This window comes from Variovorax sp. CCNWLW225 (assembly GCF_037204045.1).
Lineage (GTDB): Bacteria > Pseudomonadota > Gammaproteobacteria > Burkholderiales > Burkholderiaceae_C > Variovorax.
Window position 1 is genome coordinate 319398 of the sequence record NZ_JBBCBV010000003.1, and the last position, 16853, is coordinate 336250.

At 68.3% G+C, this 16853-nt stretch carries 19 protein-coding genes; 6 read left to right on the plus strand and 13 right to left on the minus strand.

The genetic code is table 11. The annotated features are described in order from the left end of the window. Positions 1-200: 200 nt before the first annotated feature. On the plus strand, positions 201-476 hold the full coding sequence (locus V9L20_RS09195) for a DUF4242 domain-containing protein (RefSeq protein WP_258507437.1): 276 nt from the start codon (positions 201-203) through the stop codon (positions 474-476). A 9-nt stretch (positions 477-485) separates the two neighbouring features. On the opposite strand, the gene V9L20_RS09200 is transcribed toward V9L20_RS09195, so the two are convergent. The 3 genes from V9L20_RS09200 to V9L20_RS09210 all read right to left on the minus strand — a co-directional run bounded on the left by V9L20_RS09200 (position 486) and on the right by V9L20_RS09210 (position 4582). Further along, entirely contained in the window at positions 486-956 is a 471-nt protein-coding gene (locus V9L20_RS09200) for a cupin domain-containing protein (protein WP_258507430.1), read from the minus strand. Between the two features lie 66 nt (positions 957-1022). After that, positions 1023-1382, minus strand: a complete 360-nt coding sequence (locus V9L20_RS09205; protein ID WP_258507429.1) for a group I truncated hemoglobin — start codon at positions 1380-1382, stop codon at positions 1023-1025. A gap of 110 nt (positions 1383-1492) precedes the next feature. Next, positions 1493-4582 (minus strand): helix-turn-helix transcriptional regulator, encoded by a 3090-nt coding sequence (locus V9L20_RS09210; RefSeq protein WP_337296350.1) that lies wholly within the window; start codon positions 4580-4582, stop codon positions 1493-1495. Between the two features lie 256 nt (positions 4583-4838). Here V9L20_RS09210 and V9L20_RS09215 point away from each other — a divergent pair, with 256 nt between their 5' ends. From V9L20_RS09215 to V9L20_RS09230, 4 genes are read left to right on the plus strand one after another with little or no spacing between them, the layout of a single operon-like run. After that, positions 4839-5525 (plus strand): DUF3348 domain-containing protein, encoded by a 687-nt coding sequence (locus V9L20_RS09215; RefSeq protein ID WP_337296351.1) that lies wholly within the window; start codon positions 4839-4841, stop codon positions 5523-5525. After that, entirely contained in the window at positions 5522-7615 is a 2094-nt protein-coding gene (locus V9L20_RS09220) for a DUF802 domain-containing protein (protein ID WP_337296352.1), read from the plus strand. Before V9L20_RS09215 ends, V9L20_RS09220 begins: the two co-directional genes overlap by 4 nt. Further along, positions 7615-8268 carry an OmpA family protein gene (locus V9L20_RS09225; protein WP_258508476.1) on the plus strand — a complete coding sequence of 218 codons (654 nt, stop codon included), beginning with the start codon at positions 7615-7617 and terminating at the stop codon, positions 8266-8268. The genes V9L20_RS09220 and V9L20_RS09225 overlap by 1 nt, the downstream gene beginning before the upstream one ends. Continuing rightward, positions 8265-8936, plus strand: a complete 672-nt coding sequence (locus tag V9L20_RS09230; protein ID WP_337296353.1) for a DUF2894 domain-containing protein — start codon at positions 8265-8267, stop codon at positions 8934-8936. Before V9L20_RS09225 ends, V9L20_RS09230 begins: the two co-directional genes overlap by 4 nt. A 30-nt stretch (positions 8937-8966) precedes the next feature. On the opposite strand, the gene V9L20_RS09235 is transcribed toward V9L20_RS09230, so the two are convergent. The 7 genes from V9L20_RS09235 to V9L20_RS09265 form a co-directional block, all read right to left on the minus strand. Next, complete coding sequence (locus V9L20_RS09235) at positions 8967-9278, minus strand: chaperone modulator CbpM (RefSeq protein WP_258507422.1); 312 nt, start codon at positions 9276-9278, stop codon at positions 8967-8969. 2 nt (positions 9279-9280) lie between these two features. Further along, positions 9281-10243, minus strand: coding sequence for a DnaJ C-terminal domain-containing protein (locus V9L20_RS09240; RefSeq protein ID WP_337296354.1), 963 nt, complete (start codon positions 10241-10243; stop codon positions 9281-9283). 44 nt (positions 10244-10287) lie between these two features. Then, positions 10288-10929 carry a histidine phosphatase family protein gene (locus V9L20_RS09245; protein WP_337296355.1) on the minus strand — a complete coding sequence of 214 codons (642 nt, stop codon included), beginning with the start codon at positions 10927-10929 and terminating at the stop codon, positions 10288-10290. A 16-nt stretch (positions 10930-10945) separates the two neighbouring features. Beyond that, a complete protein-coding gene (locus tag V9L20_RS09250; RefSeq protein ID WP_258507417.1) occupies positions 10946-11524 on the minus strand; it encodes a glutathione S-transferase family protein in 579 nt (192 codons plus the stop codon). A 28-nt stretch (positions 11525-11552) separates the two neighbouring features. After that, positions 11553-12191, minus strand: coding sequence for a CDP-alcohol phosphatidyltransferase family protein (locus tag V9L20_RS09255; protein WP_337296356.1), 639 nt, complete (start codon positions 12189-12191; stop codon positions 11553-11555). Positions 12192-12272: 81 nt separating this feature from the next. After that, positions 12273-12809 (minus strand): SRPBCC family protein, encoded by a 537-nt coding sequence (locus tag V9L20_RS09260; RefSeq protein ID WP_337296357.1) that lies wholly within the window; start codon positions 12807-12809, stop codon positions 12273-12275. A 29-nt stretch (positions 12810-12838) separates the two neighbouring features. Beyond that, positions 12839-13180, minus strand: coding sequence for an ArsR/SmtB family transcription factor (locus V9L20_RS09265; RefSeq protein WP_337296358.1), 342 nt, complete (start codon positions 13178-13180; stop codon positions 12839-12841). A gap of 169 nt (positions 13181-13349) precedes the next feature. Between V9L20_RS09265 and bla the strand changes: the two genes are divergently transcribed. Beyond that, positions 13350-14240, plus strand: a complete 891-nt coding sequence (gene bla, locus V9L20_RS09270; protein ID WP_337296359.1) for a class A beta-lactamase — start codon at positions 13350-13352, stop codon at positions 14238-14240. A gap of 9 nt (positions 14241-14249) precedes the next feature. Here bla and V9L20_RS09275 read toward each other — a convergent pair whose 3' ends face one another. From V9L20_RS09275 to trhA, 3 genes are all read right to left on the minus strand, one after another. After that, positions 14250-15551 carry a UDP-N-acetylglucosamine 1-carboxyvinyltransferase gene (locus V9L20_RS09275; protein WP_337296360.1) on the minus strand — a complete coding sequence of 434 codons (1302 nt, stop codon included), beginning with the start codon at positions 15549-15551 and terminating at the stop codon, positions 14250-14252. Positions 15552-15637: 86 nt separating this feature from the next. After that, positions 15638-16075: a helix-turn-helix domain-containing protein gene (locus tag V9L20_RS09280; RefSeq protein WP_337296361.1), complete on the minus strand. Its 438-nt coding sequence runs from the start codon at positions 16073-16075 to the stop codon at positions 15638-15640. Positions 16076-16142: 67 nt separating this feature from the next. After that, positions 16143-16763, minus strand: coding sequence for a PAQR family membrane homeostasis protein TrhA (trhA, locus tag V9L20_RS09285; RefSeq protein WP_337296362.1), 621 nt, complete (start codon positions 16761-16763; stop codon positions 16143-16145). Positions 16764-16853 lie beyond the last annotated feature (90 nt).

The following is a 16853-nucleotide window of genomic DNA, read 5'->3' on the forward strand; positions in this document are numbered from 1 at the left end:
CACGGAACAGCGGCACACGCCGCTTGCTCCCCAAAAAAGCCGGACGATGCCTAGCGCACCGTCCGGCTTTTTGCTTTTTGGCCGTGAACGGCATGGGTAGGCCACAGGGTAGTCCGAACGGCCAGGGCGGGGCAAACACATGTGCCGCCAGCGGCTGCCAGTTGTACGATGGCCGTTCCATCCCCTACGAAGGAGCTGCCATGCCTCTCTACCTGATCGAACGCACCTTTGCCGATCAACTCGAGGTCTCGCCCGAGGGGGCGGCCAGCATCATGCGCATCAACGACGATGTCGGGGTTCGTTGGCTCTACTCGTTTTTGAGCGCCGACAAGAAGAAGACCTACTGCCTGTACGAGGCGCCCAGCGCCGAGATGATCCGCGAGGCGGCGCAGCGCAACGGGCTGCCCGCCGACGTGGTAATCGAGGTCGACGAATTGCGTCCGCCGGCCGTGCAGGGCCAGGCCGTTGCGGCCTGAACCGCGGGCCTACTTCGACCGCGGGTCGTCCGCCGGATTGACGTAGGTCACGCCCCAAGGGCCGGTGCCGTGAAGCTGCACCACCGTTTCCTCCTGCGTCCATGCAAAGTGGGGCGTCTTGGCCTGAAGGATCATCATGCCGCCGGCGGTCACGGGCATCGACTTCTGCATGTCGAGCTTGTCGCCCAGGCCCATGTGGAAGGTGCCCGAAAGCACGGTCACCCGCTCGACAGCCGGATGCCAGTGCGACGGAATCCGGTAGTTGGCCGGCACCCTGATGCGCACCGTGAAGGGCACGGCTTCGCTCATCGGCCCTTCGAGCACCGCGAGTTTGGCGCCCGGCGGCAGCGAGGGAACGTCGGCCCATTTCAGGTCGGCCGGTGAAATCATCCGGTGGTCGGGCGTCTGGGCCCAGCTCGTCGCAATGGCGGCAAGCAGCGTGGCACCGATGGCCCAGGCGGCAAATGGTTGGCGTGTCATGGTCTTTTCCTTCTCGTGTGACCGGCGAAAGCGCCGCCGGGGCGCGGACGTGGAGCGCGGCCTTGCCTACAGCCGCACCACATCGCCCTTGAGTGAATAAAGAATGGCGACCACTTCGTTCTTCTCGGCCTGGTCGTAGCCGTTCTTCGCCATCGCCTCGAGGATGTCGTCGATGGCGGCGACCAGCTCCTGCTCGTTGATGTTCATGCCCTTGTGCGCGGTCACCAGGTCCTTGCCGGTGTAACACTGCGGGCCGCCGCTGCCGGCGCAGAGAAACTCGAACACGTGGCGCTCGACCTCGGGGCGGTTGCTATTGGCGAAGCGGGCGCGAATGAGTGGGTTGCTGTAGTGGTTCTCGACCACGTCGGTGACGAGCCGCTGGATGCGCTCCTCACCGCCGAGCCGTTCGTACAGGGTTGCGGGCATACGAAGCACTCCTTCCGGTTGTCGACCCGGCGGCGCCGGGCCTGGAACAGACCATAGGACAGGCCGGGCGTGCACGCATCGCCCGAATTGACCATTTGCGGTGCGCGCGGCTACTGGCCGGCAGGTGCAGCGGAGCCTGCGGACGCCACGCGATGGCGGTGCGCCCAGGCCGCGGCTTCGGTGCGGCTGCGGCAGTCGGTCTTCGAAAGAATGTGCCGCACGTGGTGCGCCACCGTGTGCGGGCTGATGAACAGGCGCTCGGCGATGGCCTGGTTGGTGTGGCCGGCGCTGAGCAGCCGCAGCACGTCGACCTCGCGCCGGCTCAGGCCTTCGGGTGCGGCGGGCGATGCATCGGCGCCGCCTTCGAACTCCCGCTGCAGCGCCTCGCAGCGGCGGGCGAGGCCGGCCATGCCGAGTTCGCGGGCTGTCGCCAGCGCCGCGTCGAGCTGCGATGTGGCGGCGGCCATGTCGCCGCCGTTGCCGCTGCGCCGGCCCAGCCACCGCGCCCATTCGAAGCGGCTGTGCGCCAGCCACGGCCGGCTGCCGCCTTGCTCGTCCAGCGCGGCGGCGGCCGCGAAATGCGCCGCGGCGTTTGGGTCATCGCCCATCAAGGCGGCCAGCATGCCGCGGTAGCGGTCCACCGCGCCGAAGCAGGCAATGTTGGTGCCGGTGACCACGTTGCGCCCCGCATAAGGTGCGAGCAACCGGTAGAGCGTTGCCGCGCGCGGCAGGTCGCCAAGCCGTGCGCAGACCTCGGCGGCAAAGACGATGTTGGTGAGCCACATGCCGTCGCGCGCAATGCTGGCAAAGCCGTCGCCCGCGAGTGTTTCGTAAGCCTCGCGAGCGGGCTCGTGAAGATCGAGTTCGGTGCAGATCAGCGCGAGGCCGGGCTGCCACAGGCTGCTGCGCGGCACGCTGCCCACCAGCCCGCGCAGCACCGGCAGCACCTCGCCAAGCCGGCCCTGCTGGCGCCGCAGCACGAAGATCTGCAGGCTGTAGGCACCTTGCGCATTGCCCGCGAGAAAGCGCTGCCCGAGCGTGAAGGTCTCGCCGGCCAGCCGCTCGGAATCCGCGAAGCGGCCTTCGTACGCGGCAAGCAGGGTGAGGCTGGCCAGCCCCATCGCCTGCATGAAGGGCTGGCGGATCGCGTCGGCCACCCGCGCGTGCACCTGCGCCAGCGAGCGCGCCGCGTCGAGCGAGCCCTTCTCGACGAGGTCGCCGAAATACCAGCCGGTGAGCGCATCCACCCATTCGAGATGGCCAGCGCTCTCGGCCACCTCAAGGGCCTCGCACGCGCAGCGCAGGCGCTCGTCGAGTTGCTCGGGGTAACCGCGCGCCGGCAGGATTGCGGCCAATGCCTTGAAGAGCGGCTGCGGCATGGCCAGTTCGCGCGCCAGCGCCACGGCACTGCGCTGCGCCGCATTGGCTTGCTCCTGCCGGCCGCAGAAGATGCAGGCGCGGCACAGCGCGGCAAGCAGGTCGACGCGCAATGCGGCATCGAATCGATCGGCCGCTGCCAGCGCCTCTTCGAGCAGGGCGGCCGCCTCTTCGCCGGGGCGGCTGATGCGCCAGCCGTTGTTCTCGAAGCCGAGCGCCGCTCGCGCGAACATCTCGCCGTCGCAAAGGGTGCGCGCCAGCGTGGCGGCCTCCATGAAGGTGGCGGTGCCGGCGTCGTTCTCGCCGGCGTGCATCTGCACCGCACCAAGCGCCAGCAGCAGTGCGCCATGCCGCGCGCGCTCTGCTGGCAACCAGCGCTCCTGCAACTGCAGCGCGAGCCGGTAGCAGCGCAACGCCTCCTCGTACGCCATCACAGCAACGGCCTGCGCTGCGGCGCGCTGGGCGATGTCCAGCGCACGTGCGGGGCTGCCCACGGGCAATGCCGCGGCGGCATGGTAGGCCAGGGGTGCCAGCGCCGCGTCCGGATCGCCGGCGTGCCGCGCCTGGAGCGACTCGGCAATGCGTCCGTGCAGCGCGACGCGGCGCGTTGCGGGCAGTTCGTCGTAAAGCACTTCGCGGATCAGCACGTGGCTGAACTGGTACTGCGCGCCGGAAGGCGACACCTCGACGATGCGGTGCGCCAGCGCTTCGTCGAGCCTGCCCAGCAATTCGGCCTCACCGCTGCTGCCGGCCAGATCGGCCAGCAGCGGCAGGTCGAAGTCGCGGCCGATGCAGGCGGCGATCGAGAGCAGGTCGCAGCAGGGCGCCGAGAGCTGGTTGAGCCGCCGGCCGATCACCGCGCGAATGCCGCCCGGCACGGTTTCGACCTGCGCCGCCGCGGCGTGCGGGTCGGTTCCGCAGGAGCCCTGCAAAAAGCGCAGCGTCTCCACCAGGTACAGCGGGTTGCCCTCGGTGCGGCGGTGCACGGTCGCAATGACCGCGGGCGGCGGCGTCACGGCGCTTGCCGCAGCCACCATCCGCTCGGCTTCTTCCAGGCTCAGGCCCTGCAGCGGCAGGCGGCTGAACTGCCGGGTGTTCAGCAGCTCGGCCAGCGTGGCGGCCAAGGGATGCTGACGCGACACATCCATTTCGCGGCAGGAGCCGAGCAGCACGATGCGGCTTTCGGCGAGTTCCTGCGCGATGAAGGCCAGGAGCCGCAGCGACGAGGCATCGGCCCAGTGCAGGTTGTCCAGAATCAGCAGCAGCGGGCGCACGGTGGCCACCTGGCGCCAGAAATGCGCGACCGCGGCAAACAGCCGAAAGCGCGCCTGGTCGCCTTCGCCGATGGCCGGCACCGCGGTGCCGGGCGGCAGCCGCTCGGCGAGTTCGGGTGCAATCTCGGCCGCCGCGGCGGCATCGCGTCCGAGCAGCGCCGGCAGGCGCTCGTCGCGGCAGGCCCGAAGGCAAGCCTGCATTGCGCGCGTCCAGGGCAGGAAGGGCGGAGCGCCCGGTTCCTCGAGGCAGCGGCCCCACAAGGTGAGCATGCCGCGCCGCACGGCCAGCGTTGCCGCTTCCTGCGCCAGCCGCGTCTTGCCGATGCCGGCCTCGCCGCTGAGCATGACCACGCGCCCGCGCCCGGCAAGAGCGCCGCCGAGCGCATCGTGCAGCAGCTGCAGCTCGCCGCGGCGCCCGACGAAAGGCTCGGTCGCGCCGGCCGCCGCGGGGCTCGCTACTGGCGCCGCCCCGCAGGCCGGGCATGGCGCGTCGGCATGCAGGCAAATGCGCCCGCAGCGGTGACAAGCAATCCGGTTCAGCGTGGCCATGCCGCTCCTTGTGCTTTTTTCCCGGCCATGGGCCGGTATGGGCGAGTCTGCGCGCGGCGAGCGCCGGTAGAACTTGGGACTTACGCCACACAGCAAGGAAAACCGGCGGTCGGTGCAAGGGCAGGGCTCTGCTTCGACCCCGAAAACGCCCGGTTACCACCCGCCGCGTTACCGGAAGTTTCACTGTGCGGCGGGGTCCGCGGGGGCGTCCAGGGAAGGTGGCCGGTGTAGACTGCCAGGTTTTTCGTTCTGGGGTATGGCGCACGCTTCACAGCGCACAGTTTTCAATGGTTCGGCGCTTGTTCGCTTGCTTTCGCGACTGGCCGATACGGACTTGCGCGAACCCCGGCAAGCCACCGCGGACCGATTGAGCCAATGGTTCGGCTGGACCGATGCCATTTCGCTGTCCGCGGCGCTGGACGGCATTCCGGCGGCTGCTTCTTCCCGGTTGCGGCCCGGCGCCAACGCCGAGGAGCGGGAGTGCGCCGGTGCGCGCACGGCGCTGGCCAAGGCCATTGCCGAAGACGCCGCCGTGGCGGCTGCGGCCGAGTTCGCGCCCTTTCGCCGCCGCTATCTCGCGCTGCAGCAAGCCATGGAAGCGGGCATCGGCCCGTTGCGCGGGCGCCTTCGGGCCGCGCTGGCGGCCAAGTCGCCGGCCATGGCCCGGCTGGCCGCCGTGGACGTGGTCATGGAGCAGGTGCTGGCCGCGCGCGAGCACAGCCTCTTGGCCGGCGTGCCCGCGCTGCTCGAAAAACATTTCACCCGCTTGAGCGGGGACGGCCTGCTGACGGCAGCCGAACCCGCCAGCGAGGCCCAGGCCGGCGAGTGGCTGCATGTGTTCCGCAAGGACATGAAGAACGTGCTGCTCGCCGAACTGGACTTCCGATTTCAACCCGTCGAAGGGCTCCTTGAAGCCTTTCGCGAGGCAACCAGAGTGCCATGACTAGATTTCTTCAATACGCTGTTTTTGCCGCCGGCCTGGCCGCGGTGTGCTGGGTGGGCGCGGGCTACGTCGGCTCCAACCATCCGCTGGCGCTTTCGATCACAGTGGTAGTCGGTGCGTTCTACCTAGTGGGCGTGGTGGAGCTGCACCGCTTCAGGCAGGCCACGTCCACCCTGGCCAGTGCTGTGTCGCGGTTGACCGAAGCCCCGGCCAACCTGGGCTCGTGGCTGGAGCAACTGCATCCGTCGCTGCGCAATGCGGTGCGCCTGCGCATCGAGGGCGAGCGCGTCGGCTTGCCCGGGCCGTCGCTCACGCCGTACCTTGCCGGACTGCTTGTGCTCTTGGGCATGCTGGGCACATTTCTCGGCATGGTGGTCACGCTGAACGGCACCGGCATGGCGCTGGAAAGCGCGACCGACCTGCAGGCCATCCGCGCCTCGCTCTCCGCGCCCGTGAAGGGCCTGGGGCTGGCGTTCGGCACCTCGGTGGCAGGCGTGGCTGCGTCGGCGATGCTGGGTTTGGCCTCAGCGCTGTGCCGGCGTGAGCGGCTGCAGGCCGGGCAGATGCTCGACACCAAGATTGCGACCACCTTGCGCGTGTACTCGCTGGTGCATCAGCGCGAGGCGTCGTTCCAGCTGCTCGAGCAGCAGGCCCAGGCCATGCCCATGCTGGTCAACCAGCTGCAGGCCATGCTGGCCGCCATGGAGCGGCAGAGCCAGGCGTTGAACGAGCGCCTGATCACCAGCCAGGAGCATTTCCACAGCAAGGCCGAGGCGGTGTATGCCGGCCTGGCCTCGTCGGTGGATCAATCGCTGAAGCAGAGCTTGACCGAAAGCGCCCGCATTGCCGGCGCAACGATCCAGCCGGTCGTCGAAGCCACCATGGCCGGCATCGCGCGCGAGACGGCTTCGTTGCACGGCACGGTCGCGCACACGGTGCAGCAGCAGCTCGAAGGGCTTTCGAGCCGCTTCGAGGCCACCACGGCCACCGTGGCCGATACGTGGAAGGCCGCGCTGGCCGAACACCAGCGCAGCAATGAGGCGCTGGCGGGGGACCTGCGCGTTTCGCAGGAGCGCTTTGCCGAAACCTTCGAGCAGCGCTCGGCTTCGCTGGTGGAGACCGTGTCCGCGCGGCTCGAGAGCACCGTGGGCAGCGTCTCCGACACATGGGGCAGTGCGCTCGCAGAGCACCAGCGCGCCAGCGAAAAGTTGACGGGCGACACGCAACAGTCCCTCGCGGCGGCCGCGGCCACCTTCGAGCATCACTCGGCATCGCTGCTGCGCACGGTGGACCAGGCGCATGCCAGCCTGCAAACCGACATGGCATCGCGCGACGAGCAGCGGCTGTCGGCCTGGACCGCGGCGCTGTCCTCAATGGCTGCGTCGCTGCAGCAGGAATGGCAGCAGGCCGGCGCGAACACGGCCAGCCAGCAGCAACAGCTCTTCGAAACGCTGGCACAAACTGCGCGCGACATGTCGGCGCAGGCGCAAGCGCATGCGAAGAGCACCGTGGCAGAAATCGCCCAGCTGCTGCAAGCCGCTTCGGATGCACCGCGCGTTGCGGCCGAAGTGGTGGCCGAACTGCGGCAGAAGCTCTCTGACAGCATGGCGCGCGACAACGCCATGCTGGAGGAGCGCAGCCGCATCATGGAAACGCTGGGCACCCTGCTCGACGCCGTGAACCATGCCTCCACCGAGCAGCGCTCGGCGGTCGACGCACTGGTCGGCGCCTCGGCCGACGTGCTCGAACGCGTGGGCAGCCGCTTCACCGAAAAGGTCGAGGCCGAAACCGGAAAGCTCGAGAGCGTCGCCGCGCAGATCACCGGCAGCGCGGTCGAGGTGGCAAGCCTCGGCGAGGCCTTCGGCTTTGCGGTGCAGCTGTTCAGCGAATCGAACGACAAGCTGGTGGCGCATCTGCAGCGCGTCGAAGGCGCGCTCGGCAAGTCCATTGCGCGCAGCGACGAGCAGCTGGCCTACTACGTTGCGCAGGCGCGGGAGGTCATCGACCTGAGCATCATGTCGCAGAAGCAGATCGTCGAAGACCTGCAGCAGATTGCCAGCCGGCAAGCCGCGGTGGGCAGCGAAGCATGATGGGTGAAGAAGCCGACGGCGGACTGGAACCGAGCGTTCCGGTATGGGCGGTGTTCGGCGACCTGATGGCGGGGCTGGTCGGCGCGTTTGTGCTCATTCTCGTGGGTGCGCTCGGCATGCAGCTGGACCTTGCGGCCAAGCTCGAAGCCGAAGTGCAGCAGCGGCAGGCCGAAACGCAGCGCCGCGAAGCACTCGAACAAGCCTTGGCCGGGCCGCTCGCGGCGGGCCGCGTTACGCTGAACAACGGGCGCATCGGCATCAGCGGCAGCGTGCTGTTTGCCTTCAACTCCGCCGACCTGCAGCCTGAAGGCCGCCAGCTGCTCAAGAGCCTGGCCGCGCCGGTGGCGGCCTACCTCAAGGCGCGCGACGAGGTGCTGATGGTGAGCGGCTTCACCGACGACCGGCAGATGCGGCAGTCGAAAGACGGCAACCGCCCCTTCGCCGACAACTGGGAGCTGTCGGCCCAGCGGGCGCTCACGGTCACGCGGGCGCTGATCGAAGAGGGCATTCCCTCGTCCTCGGTGTTTGCCGCGGCATTCGGCTCCGAGCAGGCGGTCGCGTCCAATGCCGATGCCGAAGGCCGCTCGAAAAACCGGCGTGTGGAAATGGCGCCCACGCCAAGGCAATCCAACGCCAACACGAAGCGGCCGTGAGCGAGCACGTCGATCCGATCGAGATGATCGGCACCTGGCGTGCGCAGGGGCAGCATCGCGCGGACCCGGTGCGCTTTCATTTCATGGAGGCGTTGGCCAGGCGTACGGCCGCCCACCAGGGGGAGGCGAGGCGCGTCCTCGATGAGAAGCTCGCCGGCCTGGCTGCGGCCTACGGCAGGAATCTTGAAAACTCCCAGGGCGCCGATGGAGCCCCGGCGCTCGCTGCCGCGAAACGACTGCCTGCAGGCGCACCCGCTCGCGGCCCGCTGGCGGAGCTGGTCGACCATATTGCGCGGCATGCACCGGCCATCGGCGGCAGCACCGCGGCGGCGGCAGAAGACACGCTGCACGGCCTTGCGCCAGCGCCCGCCGAACTGAAGAGCCTCAAGTTCTTCAAGAGCACCTGGTCGCGTCTCAGCGCCGAGCGGCGGCTGACGCAGTCGCTCGCCAAGGTGCCCGAGAACGCCGGCCCGCTCAACTCGCACCACCTGGTGCACCGGTCGCTGCTGTTGATGCGCGACTTGTCGCCGGAGTACCTCAACCGCTTCATGACCTACGTCGACACCCTGCTGTGGGTCGATCAGCTGAACGGTGCCGGCGCCGCGGCGCCCGTGAATACGCCGCGCGCCGAAACCTCGAAGAAGACCGGGCGCGGCAAATCCGCCTGACGCTGAGATTGAGGCTGAGGGCGCTGCCGGCTAGCGCAAGCCGTGCGCGCGAATCACGGCCTTGAGCCGCCGCACTTCGTGCTGCAGGTCGAGAATCAGCGCGGCGGCGTCCAGGCCCACGCCAAAGTCGCGCTCCAGCCGGCGCGCCTCGAGTGCGCATTGCAGGTCGCTGCTCGAGAACTGCCAGCGCTCGGGCGGTGCCTCGGCGGTAGAAATCTGCACGATGCCCACTTCGACGAGCTGCACCACCCATTCGGTGTCGGCGCCGCAGGCATGGGCCAGCTCGCTTGCGGCGAGCGGCTGCGACGCGCTGATGGCTGTTGTGACGGAAACGGTCGCCATGCTCACACTCCCAGATGCTGGCGTGGGTTGAACGAAGCCGATGCCTGCGCCAGTTGCTCGTAGGCCTTGCGTGCGGCCTCGCTGTCGGCCGGGGGCAGGGCAATGTCGAGCAGCAGGTACAGGTCGCCGGGCTGCTTGCCGCCCAGGCCGCGGCCCTTGAGCCTGAGCTTGAGGCCGCTGCGCGCGTTGCGCGGCACGGTCACCTCGACCGCACCGCCGGTGGGCACCGGCACCTTCACCTGCGCACCGAGCGCGGCTTCGGCCGGGGTGACGGGCAGCGTCATGTAGAGGTCGCGCTCTTCGACGCGGTAGAGCCTGTGCGGCGCAATGCGCACCTCCAGGTACAGGTCTCCGGCCGGCTCGCCGCCGTGGCCGGGCATGCCCTGTCCGGCAAGCCGGATGAACTGCCCCGGATGCATGCCGGGCGGGATCTTGACGCTGAGCGTGCGCGTCTTGAGCGCAGGGCGGCCCTGCGCGTCGATTTCCTGCGCGCGCAGCGTGATCTCGCGCTCGGCGCCGTTGAGCGCGTCTTCAAGGGAGATCTCGATGGCCGCGTGATGGTCTTCGCCGCGCGCGCGGTAGTTGCGCCTTGCCGCGCCACGCCGCTCGGCTTCGCCGAAGAGCGAGGAGAAGAAGTCGCTGAAGTCCGCGTGGTCGGCCGGCCCTTGCCCCGGGCCGCGGTGAAATTCGAAGCCGGTGTCCCAGTCCGGCGGCGGCTGAAAGTCGCCCTCGGGGTGTCCGCCGCGGGCCACGCGGTCGGCCAGTGCGTCGTAGGCGGCGCGCTTTTCCTTGTCGCGCAGCACGTCGTTGGCTTCGTTGATGTCGCGCATGCGCTTCTCGGCGTCGGCTTCCTTGCTGACGTCGGGGTGGTACTTGCGCGCAAGCTTGCGGTAGGCCCTGCGCACCTCGTCTTCCGACGCGGTGCGGTCGATGCCCAGGGCGCTGTAGTAGTCCTTGAATTCCATGGCTGTCGGTTGGTGTGAACGCCGAACAGTGTGCGCCCGGCCGTCTACGCCAGGGCGGAATCCCCGTCGGCATGCCGCAGCAGCGGCGTTACAGCCCATGTAGGGCCGCTGCGCGAAAAACGCAATGGCTGCGCATTGCCGAGCAGGCCCAGGTCGATGGGCACGCCGATCAGCGCGGCCAGCGCGTAGAGCGTGCCGCCGTGGGCCACCACCAGAACCGGCGCGGGCTGCGCCAGCGCTTCGTCGAGCGCCTGCCTCTTGCGCGCCACGAACTGCGCGAGGGTTTCGCCGCCGTCGGGCTCGCAGGCCCAGTCGATGTTGACCGACGAGGTGCCGATGAGTGCGCCGAAGTTGCGCTCGCGCAGTGCGGCCTGCGGCGTGGGCTCGATGCGCAGCACCGCCGCCACGGTGTGCGCGGTGTCGTGGGCGCGCCGCGCGTCGCTGCAGACGATGGTGCGGATCGGCTCGCCGGCCAGCAGCTGGGCGGCGCGCGCCGCCTGCTGGAGCCCGAGCTCGCTCAGCGGCTCGTCCACGGCCTGGAAGATGCGCTGCGCATTGCGGCCGGTCTGGCCGTGGCGCAAGAAGTAGAAGTGATCGCAGGCCGGCGCCAGCGGCTGCGCGGCGGCAAGGCTTACCAGCTGGTCGAGGCCGGCGGTCGCGCCATGGGGGAATTGTGCTTGTGCCATGCGGTGTGAATCAACCTCAACCGAACTTCATGCCCTTGGGCCGGGCCTGGAGCCGGTTGATGTAGGCATCGATCTTCGGCCGGTTGGAGCGGCCGCCAAAGGCACGGTGCCAGATGAACATCGAGCCGATCATCACGTCGGCCGCAGTGAACCGCGCGCCGAAGAGATAGGGGCCTTCGCCCAGTTCGCGCTCCACCGCGTCCTTGGCCTGCTCGAAGTTGGTCCAGCCGCGCGCGCTGTTGTTGCTGCGCACCCCCAGCATGCTGTCGCCCATCGCGGGCTCCAGCTGCGCCGTCGAATAGACCATGAGCGACAGGTAGCGGCCGCGGTCGGGCGAATCCGCCGGCGGCGCCAGCCGGGCCTGAGGAAACTTGTCGGCCACATACATGCAGATGGCCGCGTTCTCGAACACGCGTGTGCGGCCGTCCACCAGCGCCGGCAGCTTGCCCGCGGGGTTGATCTTCAGGTACTCGGGCTTCTTGTGCGCCTTTTCGCGGATGAGGGTCTGCACGATCTCGTATTCCACGCCGGCTTCGTCGAGCATCCACTTTGCAACCTGCGAGCGGCTTTGCGGATCGAAATACAGCTTCAGCATTGAAGGGCTCCTTTCAGCGGATGGAGGGTCAGAACTTGGGAATGCGCAGCGTCTTGCTGATCATGAGCGTGCCCGAGAGCGCGAAGAGCAGCGTGAGCGGATGCAGCTGCCACGGGCCGAGCACCCATGCGCCGCCCCACACCGCGTCGCCGATGCGGCCTTGCCAGGCGGCCCATGCCAGCACGCCGACCAGCACCACACTGGTGGGGATGGGCGTGCCTTCGAAGTACTTGACCTTATCGGCGCCCGCGGAAAGCGCTTCGGCCGTGACGTTGTAGCGCGCGAGCCGGCTCACGCCGCAGCCGACGAAGTAGATCAGCAGCACGCAGTCCCAGCCGCCGTCCAGGCCCGCCGCAAAGGCGAGCGCGGCGGGCGCCACGCCGAACGAGATCACATCGGCCAGTGAATCGAGCTCGCGCCCGAGGGCAGAGTGGGTTTGCCGCCAGCGCGCAATGCGGCCGTCGAACACGTCGAACACGAAGGCGGCGGGCGCGAGCGCGGCGGCCCACAAGAACTGCGCAAGCGACTGGCTCGCCATGAAGGCCATGGCGAGGAACACCGCGCCCACGCCGCACGCGGCATTGCCGAGCGTGAACGCATCGGCCAGGTGAAAGCCGCGGATCATCGAGAAATGCTTGCGGGCCGGTGTGGAGGAGGGGGTGGTCATGGGGGTGCTTCGGAGTCTGCGAATGCACCGCACCTTAACGCAAGCGGGGCCGCTTGCCTGTAGTCGCCATCCGACTCCGGTTCAGGCCGGAAGCCGGGCCTCGTAGGCTTTTTCGAGCTCCGCGTGATTGCTCCAGAACCCCCTGGGCGTGCGCTCGTGCAGCACGTCGTCGAGCACGTCCAGATGCGCGTGCCAGCCGCTCGAAACGCTGAGTGTTTCCTTGCGGTCGGGCAGGCGGCGGTGCGTGAGCACCAGGTGCGTCGAATCGCCCCGGGGCGTGAACTCGAAGCTCACCTCGGATGCGGTGGCGCTTTCGCTGCCCCAGCTGATGGTCAGGCGCTTCATTGGGTCGAGCGTCACAAGGCGCGATTTCTGCGAGATGGGGCCACGGCAGTCGGCAAAGCGATCGGGCGCCACCTGACCGGAAAGGCTGGTGTGGTCGAAGCGCAGTTCGAACACGCCGCCGCTTTTCTCGGCCATGGTGCCGCCGGCCAGCCACCTCGCGCGCTTGTCGGGGTCGACGAAATAGGCCCACACGCGCTCCACCGGCGCGGGCAGGGTGCGCTCCATGCGCACGGTGCCGGGTTCGATCAGGGTTCCGAGGCTGCTTGTCGTCATCGTTTGCTCCTTGAAGAAGGGAAAGAACTTCACTTGCGGGATGCGTTGTCGCGCCGCAGTTCCTGCTCCAGCGCGTCCAGATGGCTGTTCCAGAAGCCTTCGTAGTACCGCAGCCATGCATTGGCCGAGGCAAGCGCCGCCGGCTCCAGCCGGCAGACGTGCGCGCGGCCCTGCACCGAGCGGGAGACCAGGCCGGCCCGTTCGAGCGCCTTGACGTGCTTGGAGGCGCCCGCAAAGGACATTCGAAACGGAGCGCCGAGTTCGCCCACGCTGCACTCGCCCTGCGCCAGCAGCTGCAGCATCGTGCGCCGCGTGCTGTCGGCCAGGGCATGGAACACGGCGTCGAGCCGTTCGTCGTCTAGTTCAACCATGAGGTTGAATATAGCCGGGCGTGAAAAGTTATTCAACCGAAAAGTTGAATGAATTGTGCCGTTACACCCGATACAGCAGAGACGCGGTTGCGCCGCCTGGCGCTGGAGCTTGCGAGGTGGCGCTCCTACGATTCCCTTCGTTCCATCCACTCGCTGAAAAAACAGACAAATGAAACCCTCCGCCAATCGCCGCATCTTCCTGCTTGCCGCATCCGCGCTGCCGCTGGCCAGCGCCTGCACCGCCTGGTCCGCGAAAGCGCAACAGGCCACATCGGCCGAGGCGCAGCTCGCGGCGCTCGAAAGCTCCGTGGGCGGGCGGCTCGGCGTGGCCGCGCTCGACACGGGCAGCGGCGCGCGCGTGCAGCACCGGGCAACCGAGCGCTTTGCGCTGTGCAGCACTTTCAAGACAATGCTGGCCGCGGCCATCCTCGCGCGCAGCGCACGCGACAGCAGCCTGCTGGAGCGCCGCGTGAGCTACAGCAGGAGCGACATCCTGATCAATTCGCCCATCACGGAGAAAAACCTGGGGCAGGGGATGACTGTTTCCGCCCTGTGCGCGGCCACCATGCAGTACAGCGACAACGCCGCCGCCAACCTGCTGATGAAGATCCTCGGCGGGCCCGCCGCGGTGACCGCGTTCGCGCGCTCCATCGGCGACCCGACCTTCAGGCTCGACCGCTGGGAGACCGAACTCAACAGCGCCATTCCGGGCGACCTGCGCGACACGACCACGCCCGAGGCGATGGCCGCAAGCCTGCAGCGGCTGGTGCTGGGCGACGCACTCGGTGCGGCGCAGCGCAGGCAGCTCGAAACCTGGCTTCTGGGCAACACCACCGGCGCCGCTCGCATCCGCGCCGGCGTGCCGGCGGACTGGAAGGTGGGCGACAAGACCGGCCTGGGCTCCTACGGCACCAACAACGACACAGGCGTGCTGTGGCCGCCCTCGGGCGCTCCGGTGGTGCTGGCGGTCTACCTTACCTTTCCCAAGGAGGATGCGCCGGCCCGCAACGACGTCATTGCGTCGGCGGCGCGCATCGTGGTGAACGCACTGCGGGGCTGAGCCCGAGGCTTACTCTTCGCTCGTCCACTCGACCTGCACGCCCAGGCTGCGCAGGTTCTCGGCGAAGCGGGGGTGGGCACGGCGAATGGGCGCGGCGTTGCGGATTTCGGAGCGGCCTTCGATGCTGGCCGCAACCATGAAGAGCGCAATGGCCACGCGAATGATGTAGGGGCTCTCGACCACGGCCGGCGTCAGTGGGCTGCCGCCAAAGCTGATGAGCCGATGCGGATCCGACGAGAACACATGCGCGCCGAACTTGGAGAGCTCGCTGGTCCAGCCCAGCGCGCCGTCGTACACCTTGTTCCAGAACATTGCATTGCCCTGGGCACGCACGCCCAGCGCAATGAAGATGGGCAGCAGGTCGACCGGAAAGTACGGCCACGGCGCGGCCTCCACCTTGGTGAGCACGTTGCTTGTGAAGGGCGTCTGCACCTTGAGCGGGCCGGTGCAGGTGGCGCGCGACCAGCCGTCTTCATGCGTGACCGTGACGCCGAACTTGGCGAAGGTGCGGTCGATCAGCGGAAAGTTTTCGGGTGCGCTGTTGCGCACGACCACGTCGCCTCCGGTGATGGCGCCCAGCGCCAGGAAGGTGGTGATCTCGTGAAAGTCTTCGTCGAAGCGGAACTCGCCGCCGCCCAGCGCATTGCCGCCGTGCACCGTGAGCCGCGAGGTGCCGATGCCCTCGATGCGCACGCCCAGCATCGTCATGAAGCGGCAGAACTCCTGCACATGCGGCTCTGACGCTGCGTTGGTGAGCGTCGATGTGCCTTTGGCCGCCGCCGCGCACAGCACAAAGTTTTCGGTGGTGGTGACGGAGGCGTAGTCGAGCCAATGCTCGGTGGGCGCAAGCGGCCCGTCGCAGCGCACGAGCAGCGAGCCGCTGGCGCGCTCCACCTTGCCGCCGAAGCGGCGAAACACGTCCACGTGCGGATCGATCTCGCGCACGCCCAGCGTGCAGCCCTTGACGTTGTCTTCCAGCCGCGCAATGCCGAAGCGCGCCAGAAGCGGAGGCACCAGCATGATCGACGAGCGCATTTCCTCGGGCAACCGGTCGCGTGCGGCGTCGAACGCCGTGTCGCGGTGGTGCAGCTCCAGCGTGCCGGTGGCGTGGTCCATGCGCGCCTCGCTGCCCAGGCTGCGGAAGATGTCGAGGATCTTGCGCACGTCGGTGATGTCGGGCACGCCGTGCAGCCGCAGCGGCTCACGCGTGAGCAGCGTGGCGCACAGCACCGGCAGCACGGCGTTCTTGTTGGCGGAGGGAGTGATGCGGCCGCGAAGCGGCGTACCGCCGTGCACGATGAGATTGGACATGGGAATACAGGGCGGAAACGAACCGGAGAAATGAGTGCCGGAACTTTACCCGCCGGGCGGCTGGCGCTGTAGAGCGCGAAAGTGAACTATTCCGCGTTCAGCTGTTCCGCCACTTCGCGCCGGCCCAGGCCCCGCACCGATGCGAGGCCCTCCAGCTGGGCCTTGCGCGGCCGTGCCTTGCCTTGTTCCCACTTGTAGATGGTCTGGCCGGTAACGCCCACCAGCTTTCCATAAGCCGCCGCCGAGAGGCCGAGCTTTTCGCGGTGCGCGGCCAGCCGGGTGGCGCTGAACCGGCGGGACGGGCCCGATTCGCCATCGTCCGCATCGCCGGCGGAAGGGGCGCTCGAAGACATCTTCAGCGCACGCCGCAGTTCCTTCTCCAGTTTCTCGACCTGCCGGCGCAGTGCGGCGATCGAGGCGCGATGGTGCGTGGAAGCTTTTTTCAGCGTTTCGATCTCTGTGCGAACTTCCTTGCGGGCGACACGGGAAATCTCGGTTTTGAGGATGGAGGCAATATTTGGCATGGGCGCATTTTGCACACCTTGCGCCAAGCTGGACCGGAAGGTAATGAAAAATGCTTATTTTTCTTGGTCAGAGCACGTACCGGCCCACCGAGATGAAATGGCTCACCGTGCCCGCCAGCACGAACAGGTGCCAGGTGCCGTGCGCATGCCGGAAGCCGCGCCGGTTTCGGTAGAACACCGTGCCCACGGTATAGAGCACGCCGCCCGCCAGCAGCCAGGCCAGGCCGCCGACGTCGAGCCGCGCCGCGAGTGGCGCGGCCGCCAGCACGCCGAGCCAGCCCATGGCGATGTAGAGCGCCAGCGGGGGCTTGGAGGCCGCGCTGTCCGCCTGCAGCAGTTCGCGCCCAATGCCGAAGAACGCGGCGCTCCACACCGCGGCAAGCAGCAGCCAGCCCCAGGTGCCCTGCAGCGTGACGAGCGCGAAGGGCGTGTAGGTGCCCGCAATCAGCAGGTAGATGGCGCAGTGGTCGACCCGCTCCCAAAAGCGCTTCAGCCGCCCGCGCGTGCTGTGGAACAGCGTGGATGCGGCATACAGCAGCGCGGCCGAGAGCGAGAACACCAGCGCACCGCCAATGCGCGCGGCATCACCCGTGGGCAAGGTCTTGGCAAGGAAGAGAACGGTGGCCACAAGGGCAAGCACCAGGCCCAGCAGATGGCTGTACCCATTGAGACGTTCGCCGGGGTACATCGCGTGGAGTGCAGCAGTCCTGGTCGGAAAAGGGGAGGCAAAGGCCAGCGGATGCTAGGCCGCCCCCATGACCGCACGGTGACTCCGATG